General features: G+C 36.4%; 1 protein-coding gene. It reads right to left on the reverse strand.

Going from position 1 to position 420, the window contains the following annotated elements; all coding sequences use genetic code 11:
• On the reverse strand, nt 1–204 hold a 204-nt coding region (locus AC2JF9_RS09780), incomplete at its 3' end, for a hypothetical protein (protein ID WP_500727388.1).
• Nucleotides 205–420 lie beyond the last annotated feature (216 nt).

The following is a 420-nucleotide window of genomic DNA, read 5'->3' on the forward strand; positions in this document are numbered from 1 at the left end:
GAATAGCATATGTTTTTCTACAAACCCTGTAATAGCCAATGGTGTAGTCACCCATTCAGGGTATGAAAAATGATTACGCCTGTAGAATAATTTATTCGAAATTGTTGGTGAATCGATAAAGTGAATAGGAGACTCTTGATTCTCAGGGTTTATTTTTCGGGTAGTGAGATAGGGCCTGGCTCCATAAAATTCATTGTTATCCATTTTACCCTCCGTGAGATGAAATCTATGTAGTTATGAATATGTAAATTCTTTATTCTTCACTACAGTTATTTCAGATTTTCAGGTGCGGAGGGACTTCGGGGTTACAATGCTGAACATGGTCAATGATAAACCAACACATTTACTTAAAAAAGCAGTAAATCATAGGAATTCCCAAAACTAAGGCCAGACACCAAACTAAAATGATGATTGAGCCTG

This window comes from Lactobacillus sp. C449L (genome assembly GCF_059900815.1).